This window comes from Isoptericola luteus, from assembly GCF_020297055.1.
Classification (GTDB): domain Bacteria; phylum Actinomycetota; class Actinomycetes; order Actinomycetales; family Cellulomonadaceae; genus Isoptericola; species Isoptericola luteus.
On the sequence record NZ_JAIXCQ010000005.1, the window covers coordinates 254,010 to 262,494 of the forward strand.

Consider the following 8,485-nt stretch of genomic DNA (forward strand, 5'->3'; position numbering starts at 1 on the left):
GGCGGCGATCGGGTGCCCGGCGCGCCGCTAGGCGTGGACGGCGTCCTCGGCCGGAACCAGGCGCGACAGCTCCACCCGGGAACGCACCTGGAGCGTCCCGAAGATGTTGCGCAGGTGATGGTCGATCGTGCGCACGCTCACCGACAGCCGCTCGGCGACCTCGCGATTGGTGTCCCCGGCGGCCACGCAGCGGGCGATGCGCTGCTGGTGCGGCGTGAGCCGGTCGAGCACCCCGGGCGGCGGCGCCGCTGCCTGCCTGGCGCCCGCGGCCCGCAGCTCCGTGCGCGCGGAGGTCGACCACGGGGCGGCGCCGCACCGGTCGAAAAGGTGCAGGGCGTCGCGAAGGCGCTCGCGGGCGTCGACGGCACGCCGACGGCGCCGCAGCCACTTCCCGTGCAGGAGCAGCGTGCGTGCCCGCTCGAAGTCGCCCCGGACCGTACGGTGTGCCGCGTGCGCGCGCTCGAACAGGGCGTCGGCCTCGGCGTCCCGGACGGCCATCAGCGCCCGGCACCGCAGCAGCAGCGCCGCAGCCTGCGGGTCCGCGCTGGCGGCGGCCCACGCGACCATCTCGTCGAGCACCCCCCGCGCGTCGCCGAGGTCGTCCGCGGCGGCGGACGCCTCGACGTAGGTGGGGAGCACCAGGCCGCGGAGCGCGAAGTGCGCACCCGCCGGGCCGGGTGTCAGCAGCACGCGGAGCCGGGTCGCCGCCTCCGCCGCACGGCCGGCGGCCAGGGCGGAGCGGCCCGCGGCCCACTCGGCGAGGGTGACCGGCTGGGCCAGCCCGTGCCGGCGGCCGACCTCCAGCGCGGCCGCGACGTGCCGTGCCACCTGCTCCGGGGGGCCCTCGACGGAGCCGACCAGCGCCAGGACGGCATGGTGATGGGCCGCCGCGTTCGCCCGACCCGTCCGCGCCGCGGCGCGCAAGCCCCGCAGCGCGTGCTCACGCGCCAGCGCGTGCCGTCCCGCACGCAGCTCCGCGGAGGCCACGAGCTCGGTCGCGCGAGAGACCAGGTCCTCGTCGTCCCGGGCGCGGGCCACCGCCAGGGCCCGCGCGCCCGTGCGGCAGGCCGTCTCGACGTCACCGAGGAGCAGCGCTGCCGCCACCGCGCGCAGCAAGGTCTCGGGGTCGGTGCTGTCCGAGCCGCGCCCGAGCGCCCGGGCCAGGGGAGCCGCGGCGTGGTCGGCGCGCTGCGTGAGGACGGCGAGCATGCCGTCGGTGTAGTCGCGGACGTCGCCCGGCGGCAGGGCTCTGGCGAGCCGTGCACCGGCCTCGAGCGCGTCGACGCAGGCGGCATGGTCCCCGGCGGACCACGCGGCGCCGGCGGCCGCCACGCGCGCCGCCAGCGCCTGCTCGGGGTGTGCCCGCAGGAGGGTGCTCGCGAGGCTCAGGGTGGCGTACGCGTCGCCCGCCGGGCCGCGGGCCTGCAGCCGCAGCCCGCGAGCCAGCTCCCTGCGCCCCTGCCTGGTCGGCTCCATGTCGCGATGCTAGGGAGGCGTGCGCGCTCCGCCCGGCGACGTTGTGCCCGGGCACACGACCTCAGGCGACCGAGGACGGCGGGCAGACGGCGGGCAGACGACGGGCAGACGACGGGCAGACGACGTGGCGGCCGCACCTCGGCGCGGCCGCCACGTCGCCTGCGCTCGTGGTGGAGCGCCTCGTCGGCGGGCTCAGAACGGGCAGGAGCTCTCGTACTTCTCGATGGCGTAGCCCGACGGGCCGGGGCAGACGAACTGCTCGTAGCGCGTGTCGTCGTCCACGAACCGCTTGAGCCACGCGATCGAGATGCTCGCGATCTCGGTGTTCGAGGAGTTCGGCGCGAAGTGGCTCGCGTTGTTGAGCTCCAGGTACGCCTTGGGCAAGGACCGTGACAGCGAGTCGTAGAACGGCTCGGCGTGGGTCTCGTGCGGGGCGATGCTGTCGCGCTCGGCGCCGAAGATGAGCGTCGGCGTGCTGACCGACGACCAGTTCTTCTTGATGTGCCACGGCGTCATCGGGATCGCCGCCTTGATCGACGGGTCGTCGTCGACCGCGCGCAGGGTGCCGCCGCCGCCCATCGAGTGCCCCATCAGGGCGAGGCGGTCCGGGTCGATCCGGTCGGCCACGTCGCTGGAGCCGGTGAGATAGTCGAGCGCGGCCTGGAGCTGGTCGGCCCGGGAGTCGGGCTGGTCGTAGACCGAGTTGGTGTCGATCGTCAGGACCACGAATCCCTGCGAGGCGAGGCGCGGGCCGAGCCAGTCGATCGAGCTCTGGGTGCCGGTGTACCCGGGGGAGATGACCGCGGCGCCGAAGTCGCCGTCCCGGGTGGTGTCCGGGTAGTAGATCGTGCCGCCGCCGAAGCCGGAGACCCACCTCGACACGGACGTGTCGTCCACCGTGTAGGGGCCGCGCAGGGCCTCGATGCTGGACCAGCTCGGGTCCGGCCCGCGCTCGTAGGGGTTGTCCGCGGCGCCGGCCGCGGGCACCGTCGCGACGCCGACGCCCAGGGCGACGGCGAGGGCGGCCAGGACACCGGTGACGCGCTGGCGCGCCCGGGGCGTGCTCGGGGTGTGCTGCATGGTTCGTCCTCTCTGACGTGGCGCCGTCACCTCGCCGCCGACGGCGGCGGCCAGGTGTGCGACGGTGCCGTTCCTGCCCGCACAGCGTGCGCCGCCGCCGTCGCCCCGGGCATCGGCAAGATCACCGGTCCGGTCGGCGCCGGTCCTCGGGCGACCCTGGGGCCGCTCGCACGAGCCGAGGGCTCCTCGGGCGAACGGGCGCGCCGGGTGGCTCGGCGCCTCAGGCGATCTCGCGAAGCCTCGGCAGGGCGTCGACGACGTCGTCGAGCGCGGCGAGGGAGTCGCCCTCGGTGGGCAGCACGACGACGAACTCCGTGACGCCGACGGCGGCGTACTCGTCGACCAGCCGGGGCAGGGCCTCGACGGGGTGCTCGCGCAGCCGGAGCTGCACCGTGCGGCGGATCTGCGCCGGGTCCCGTCCGACGTCGTCGCAGTGGCGGGCGAGGACCTCGCTGAGCTCGGCGATCCGTTCGGGGCTGCTGTTCGTGTCGTTCCAGGCGTCGGCGTGCTCCGCGACGAGCCGCAGCGTGCGGCGCGGCCCGGACCCCCCGACCCAGATCGGCGGACCGGGCCGCTGGACGGGCTTGGGCTCGGCGACGGCGTCGGCGAGCCGGTAGTGCGCGCCCTCGAACGTCGTGGTGGGCTCCGACCAGAGCGACCGGACGATCTGCAGGGCCTCCGAGAGGCGGTCCATGCGCTCGCCCACCGTGCCGAGGTCGAGCCCGTACATCGTGTGCTCCCGCTCGTTCCAGCCCGCGCCGATGCCGAACTCGAGGCGACCGCCCGACAGGTGGTCGACCGTCGCCGCGAGCTTCGCGAGCATCCCGGGGTGGCGGTACGTGTTGCCGGAGACCATGCACCCGATCCGCACCCGCGTCGTGGTCACCGCCATCGCGGCCTGCATCGCCCACGCGTCGAAGATCGGGCGGGTCGGGTCCTCGCCGAGGGAGGCGATGTGGTCCATCACCCACACGTGGTCGAAGCCGGCGTCGTCCGCGGTCGCCCAGACGCGACGGTGCGTGTCCACGGGGGCGTCCTGACCGAGCTTGATCCCGAACCGGAGAGTCATGGACCCATCCTGGCCTGCGGGGACGGCGCACGGCCAGGGGACGAGTTCACCCGCTCCCCGGACCGAGCACGGTGCACGGGCCGCTACAGTAGCGGCGCGCGGCGGGCGGCGACCCGCCGCCGCTCGGCACCGGGACGGCAGGGGAGACGTGGGCAGCAGCAGCGTGGCGCAGGGCGGACGGTCCCGACGGCGAACGGCGTCCCCACGGTCCGCCGCGTGGGTCCTGGGGCTCGCACTGGTGGCCGGGACCGCCGCGGGCGGTGCGGCCGCCGCGGACGACGGCCTCGACGAGTCAGGGCACGGGCGCTACGTGCTCGACGCGGACGAGACGGCGGTGGACGTGACGATCACCTCGACGATCCGCAACACCACCCCGGACAAGGGGTCGTACTACTACTTCTTCACCTCGTACGGGATCCCGGTGCCCGCGGGCGCCCAGGACCTGCGTGCCACCAGCGGCGGTGCCACCCTGTCCGTCAGCCGCAGCGGCGGCGACGACCCGAGCATCGACATGGCCGTGGCCACCTTCCCCGCCCTGCGCTACGGGCGTGAGCGCACCATCGAGTGGACGTTCACCATCCCGGGCGAGAAGGTCCGCTCGGCCGACTACACGCGCGTCGGGCCGGGCTACGCGACGTTCGCGGTGCAGGCGCCCGGCGACAAGGGGGAGACGTCCGTCGAGCTCGTCCTGCCGTCGGCGATGACTTTCAACTCCAGCGTCGAGATGACCGCGACGAAGGACGGCGACAGCACGACCTACACCACCGACGACGGCACCGACGGCTTCGGCACGTGGGTCGTGGTCTCCGCGCGTGACCCGGAGCAGGTGGACGAGCGCGAGGTGAGGGTCGACGGCACCACCCTCACGCTGCACAGCTTTCCCGGTGACAAGCGCTGGACGTCGTTCGTCGAGAAGAGCCTGACCGAGGGACTGCCGGCGCTCGAGGAGGCCGTCGGCACCCCCTGGCCGGGCGGCCTGGACGTGATCCGCGAGGACGTCTCGCCGCAGGTGCTCGGCTACGCGTGGTTCGACTCCAGCGCCGACGAGATCGTGGTGCCGGAGGACCTCGACCCCACGCTGCTCTATCACGAGCTCGGGCACGCGTGGCTGAACCCCGACGCGCTCACCGGGCGGTGGCTCTCCGAGGGCTTGACCGAGGTGGTGGCCCGCCGCGTGGTGCACCAGACCGGGGCGAAGGAGAGCAAGCCTCCGGCCGCGCCCGACCGGAAGTCCGACGCTGCCGTGCCGCTGACCGCCTGGGGCGCGTGGGAGGGCGACCCGTACACCGACGCCGAGGAGTACGGCTACGACGCGTCGTACACGGCCGTCTCGACGCTGCTGGACGACCTGGACGACGAGACCTTCGCCGCGGTCGTGGCCGCGGCGCTGCGGGGCGAGTCCGCGTACGAGGAGCCGGGGTCCGACCAGCAGCTCGCACCGCGCACCGGATGGAAGCGGTTCCTCGATCTCGTCGAGGAGCGCGGCGGCGTCGAGAACGCCGGCAAGGTGTACAAGACCTGGGTCCTGGACGCCGAGGAGCGCACGACGCTCACCGCCCGCGCCGACGCGCGCGAGGCGTACGCCGCGCTCGACGAGGCCGACGGCGCGTGGCGGCCCCCGGTCGCAGCGCGCTCGGCGATGGCTGGTTGGCACTTCACCCGGGCCGAGCGGCTGTTCGACCAGGTCGGCGGGGCCGCGGCCCTCGCGGGCGACCTGCAGACGACGGCCGAGGCCGCGGGGCTCGAGGTGCCCGCGAGCGTGCGGTCCGCCTACGAGGACGCGATGCAGGCGGACGACCTCACGGCCCTCGACGGGCTGCTCGGGAAGGCCACGTCGGCCGTCACCGCGGTCGGCGCGGCCCGCGACGCGGCGTCCGAGGGCCGGGGGCCGCTCCCTGGGCTCGGCGCGGTGATCCTCGACCTCGAGGACACGGCGGACGACGCCGTGTCCCAGCTCGAGGCGGGCGACCTCGCCCTGGCCGCGGAGCTCGCCGGCGACGTCGAGACGCGCTCCGGATGGGCGACGGGCGTCGGCGCCGGGACCGTGGCTCTCGTCCTGCTGCTCCTGGCGGGCCTCGCGGTCCTCGGGGCGGGTGCGGCGCGCCGCCGTCGACGGGCGCGTGTGAGACCCTGACCCGGTGAGCACCGGACCCGTGGGCAGACGCGCGCAGCGGCTGCGCCGGCACTGGGACAGGGAGGCGACCGGCTACGACCGGGCCTTCATGGCGGCCGAGCGGCGGATGTTCCCCGACGTGCGACGACGCCTGTGCGGGCTCGCTCGTGGACGCACCCTCGAGGTGGCGCTCGGCACCGGGCTCAACCTCGAGCACTACCCGGCCGAGGTGCTGTCCGGGTCCTTCACCGGGGTCGAGTGGAGCCCTGGCATGCTCGACGTCGCGCGGCAGCGGGCGGCCCGGCTCGGGCATCCGGTGGACCTGCGGCTGGGCGACGCGCAGGCGCTCGACCTGACGGACTCCTGCATGGACACCGTCGTGTGCACGTTCTCGCTGTGCGCCGTCGCGGACGACCGGGCGGCGCTGTCCGAGATGGTGCGGGTCCTGCGGCCCGGCGGCCTCCTCCTGCTGGCCGACCACGTGGCGTCGTCGTCCTGGCCGCTGCGCGCCCTGCAGGGCCTGGCGGACCTCGTGAGCGTCCCCGCCGTCGGCGAGCACTTCAGTCGCCGTCCGATGCGGTGGGTCACGGAGCGCGGGCTCGTCGTCGAGCGGCACGAGCGCACCCGCGCCGGCGTCATCGAGTGGGTGGCGGCGACGGTTCCTCGGTGAACCCGCGCCCGCCGCGGACGGGTACCGGCGTGACCTCGACCGACCTGACCGCCGCCTGCGGCGGCCCCTCGCGCAGGAACCGGAGCAGGGCGTCGACCGCGTCCCGGTCGCCCTCGACCTCTGCCTCCACGGACCCGTCGGCGAGGTTGCGCACGAAGCCGGCCGCCCCGTGGCGGGCGGCGGCACGCACGGTCGCGTACCGGAAGCCCACGCCCTGGACCCGGCCGCGCACCACCGCCCGCACCCGCACCGTCACCCGGACAGGCTAGCGGGCGCGGCCGGGACGGCGTCGGGCGCGCGCCCCCGCGATCTCGTCAGTCGAACAGGTCGCCGATGTCTCCGAGGTCGTCGAGGATGCCGCCCAGCACCATCCCGCCCAGGACGGCCCCGAACACGTCGGAGCCGGAGCCGCCGCGGCCCGGCCGGCCGTAGTCACCGCGACCGGCGGGCGCGCCGTGGCGGCCGTCGTTCCAGCCGCCGTCCCAGCGCTGGCCCTGCCCGCCGCGCGCGATGTCGCGGTGCGCCAGGGTCGCCGCCTCCGCCGCGAGCGAGGCTGCCCGCCGGGCGGCGGAGACCGCGCGCTCGGGGTCGTCCGCGGTACGGGCCTGCGCGAGCTCGCGCTCGGCCTCCGCGAGACGGGTGCGGGCGTCCGGGCCGACCGGGGCCCGGTAGTCGTCGATGACGCCCCGGGCCGAGGCCACCTGACGCTCGGCGTCGTCCAGCGCCGGGACGAGCTGCGCGGACATCCGGCGGGTCCGCTCGCTGCGCCGGACCTGGTCGTCGACGGCGTCGTCCAGGGCGGTGTTCGCCTCCCGCACGCGGGACAGGGAGGCGACGGGGTCGGCCGGCTCGCCGGGGGCGGGCAGGGCGGCCAGGGCGTCCTCGAGCGCGGCGACCGCGCCGTCGACGCGCCCGGAGCGCTGCGCCGCCGGGAGCGCGCGGGCCTGAGCCAGCTCCGTGCGGGACTCGGCGATCATGGCGCCGAGCGCGGACTCGGCGCGCAGCGCCTCGGCCTCGAAGTCGTCCACGGCGGTGAGCAGACCCTCGGCCCGGTGGACCGACTCCTCTGCGGCGCGGGCGGCGGCACCGGCCTCGCGTGCCTGCTGGGCGTCGAGCCGGCGCCCCGCCGCGGCCGTGCTGCGAGAGGCGAACTCGAGGAGCCGGGCAGCCTGGTCGGGGTTGTCGGCCACGGGGAGCAGCGCACGCTCGGCGTACACGGCGCGGAGGCGGTCCAGGTCGGCGCGCGCGTCCGGGATCCGCGCGCGGACCCGCTCGATCTCGCCCTGGACGCGGCGCACCACGTCCGGCGTCGTGCGGACGGTGTCGCGCCGTGCCCCCAGTCCCTTGTCGAGGTCGTCGAGGAACCCGTCCGCGGACCGGCACAGCTCGACGATGCGCCCGAACCACTCGCGGCGCTGGGCGGGGGTGTCGGGCACCTCGTCGTGGAGCAGCTGGTGCAGATGGAACGCCTCGCCGAGCCGTTCGCGCGCCCGGCCCAGCAGCGGGCGCACGTCCGCGGTGTCGCGCTCGCCGAGCTCGGCGACGGCGAACGCCAGCTCGTCCTGCGCGAGCCGGGCCCGCTCGTCGGTGCGGACCAGGGCGGAGCCGGCGGCCGTGCCGAGGCGCGAGAGCTCGCCCTCCGCCTCGTCCCTGGCCGCCCGACGCTTGCGCACCAGGACGGCGACCACGGCGGCCACGGCCACGACCGCGATCACCCCGCCCGTGACCAGACCCACGATCAGCACCCCGTTCATGAGGGGCATCGTACGGGCCCCGACCCGGCGCTCCCGCATCCGGGGCCGCCCCCGAGGGGCGACCCTGGGGCCGCCTGCCGGCGACCCGCCGGGGGGGGGCCGGGGCGGGGGGCGGCCGCCGGGGGGCGGGGGGCCCGCGGGGGGGGGGGGGGGGGGGGGCCGGGGGGGGCCCCCCGGGGGGGGGGGGGGGGGGGGGGGGGCGGGGGCCACGGCCGTGCCGCGGACGAGGGGCGCGCCGGCGGTGACCGAGGCGGCGACCACGAGCAGCGAGACGGCGCTCAGGTCGAGCAGCGCCAGCACGAGGACGCCGCCGAAGGCCGTGG

General features: G+C 76.3%; 7 protein-coding genes. 2 read left to right on the forward strand and 5 right to left on the reverse strand.

Annotated elements, in window-relative coordinates; genetic code table 11:
• Nucleotides 1-27 precede the first annotated feature (27 nt).
• The 3 genes from LEP48_RS09825 to LEP48_RS09835 all read right to left on the reverse strand — a co-directional run bounded on the left by LEP48_RS09825 (nucleotide 28) and on the right by LEP48_RS09835 (nucleotide 3,625).
• Nucleotides 28-1,476: a helix-turn-helix transcriptional regulator gene (locus tag LEP48_RS09825; RefSeq protein ID WP_225565393.1), complete on the reverse strand. Its 1,449-nt coding sequence runs from the start codon at nucleotides 1,474-1,476 to the stop codon at nucleotides 28-30.
• Nucleotides 1,477-1,668: 192 nt separating this feature from the next.
• The gene (locus LEP48_RS09830) at nucleotides 1,669-2,556 is read right to left on the reverse strand and encodes an alpha/beta hydrolase family protein (protein ID WP_225565394.1); all 888 of its coding nucleotides are present in this window, start codon (nucleotides 2,554-2,556) and stop codon (nucleotides 1,669-1,671) included.
• A gap of 220 nt (nucleotides 2,557-2,776) precedes the next feature.
• Nucleotides 2,777-3,625: an LLM class F420-dependent oxidoreductase gene (locus tag LEP48_RS09835; RefSeq protein ID WP_225565395.1), complete on the reverse strand. Its 849-nt coding sequence runs from the start codon at nucleotides 3,623-3,625 to the stop codon at nucleotides 2,777-2,779.
• A 238-nt stretch (nucleotides 3,626-3,863) separates the two neighbouring features.
• On the opposite strand from LEP48_RS09835, the gene LEP48_RS09840 reads away from it, so the two are divergent.
• Nucleotides 3,864-5,759 (forward strand): hypothetical protein, encoded by a 1,896-nt coding sequence (locus tag LEP48_RS09840; protein WP_225565396.1) that lies wholly within the window; start codon nucleotides 3,864-3,866, stop codon nucleotides 5,757-5,759.
• Between the two features lie 4 nt (nucleotides 5,760-5,763).
• The gene (locus tag LEP48_RS09845; RefSeq protein ID WP_225565397.1) at nucleotides 5,764-6,408 is read left to right on the forward strand and encodes a class I SAM-dependent methyltransferase; all 645 of its coding nucleotides are present in this window, start codon (nucleotides 5,764-5,766) and stop codon (nucleotides 6,406-6,408) included.
• Here LEP48_RS09845 and LEP48_RS09850 read toward each other — a convergent pair.
• Both LEP48_RS09850 and LEP48_RS09855 read right to left on the reverse strand, forming a co-directional pair.
• Nucleotides 6,374-6,664: an acylphosphatase gene (locus LEP48_RS09850; RefSeq protein WP_225565398.1), complete on the reverse strand. Its 291-nt coding sequence runs from the start codon at nucleotides 6,662-6,664 to the stop codon at nucleotides 6,374-6,376. The two genes, LEP48_RS09845 and LEP48_RS09850, sit on opposite strands and share 35 nt — an antisense overlap.
• Before the next feature lie 58 nt (nucleotides 6,665-6,722).
• On the reverse strand, nucleotides 6,723-8,162 hold the full coding sequence (locus LEP48_RS09855; RefSeq protein WP_225565399.1) for a hypothetical protein: 1,440 nt from the start codon (nucleotides 8,160-8,162) through the stop codon (nucleotides 6,723-6,725).
• Nucleotides 8,163-8,485: the final 323 nt, after the last annotated feature.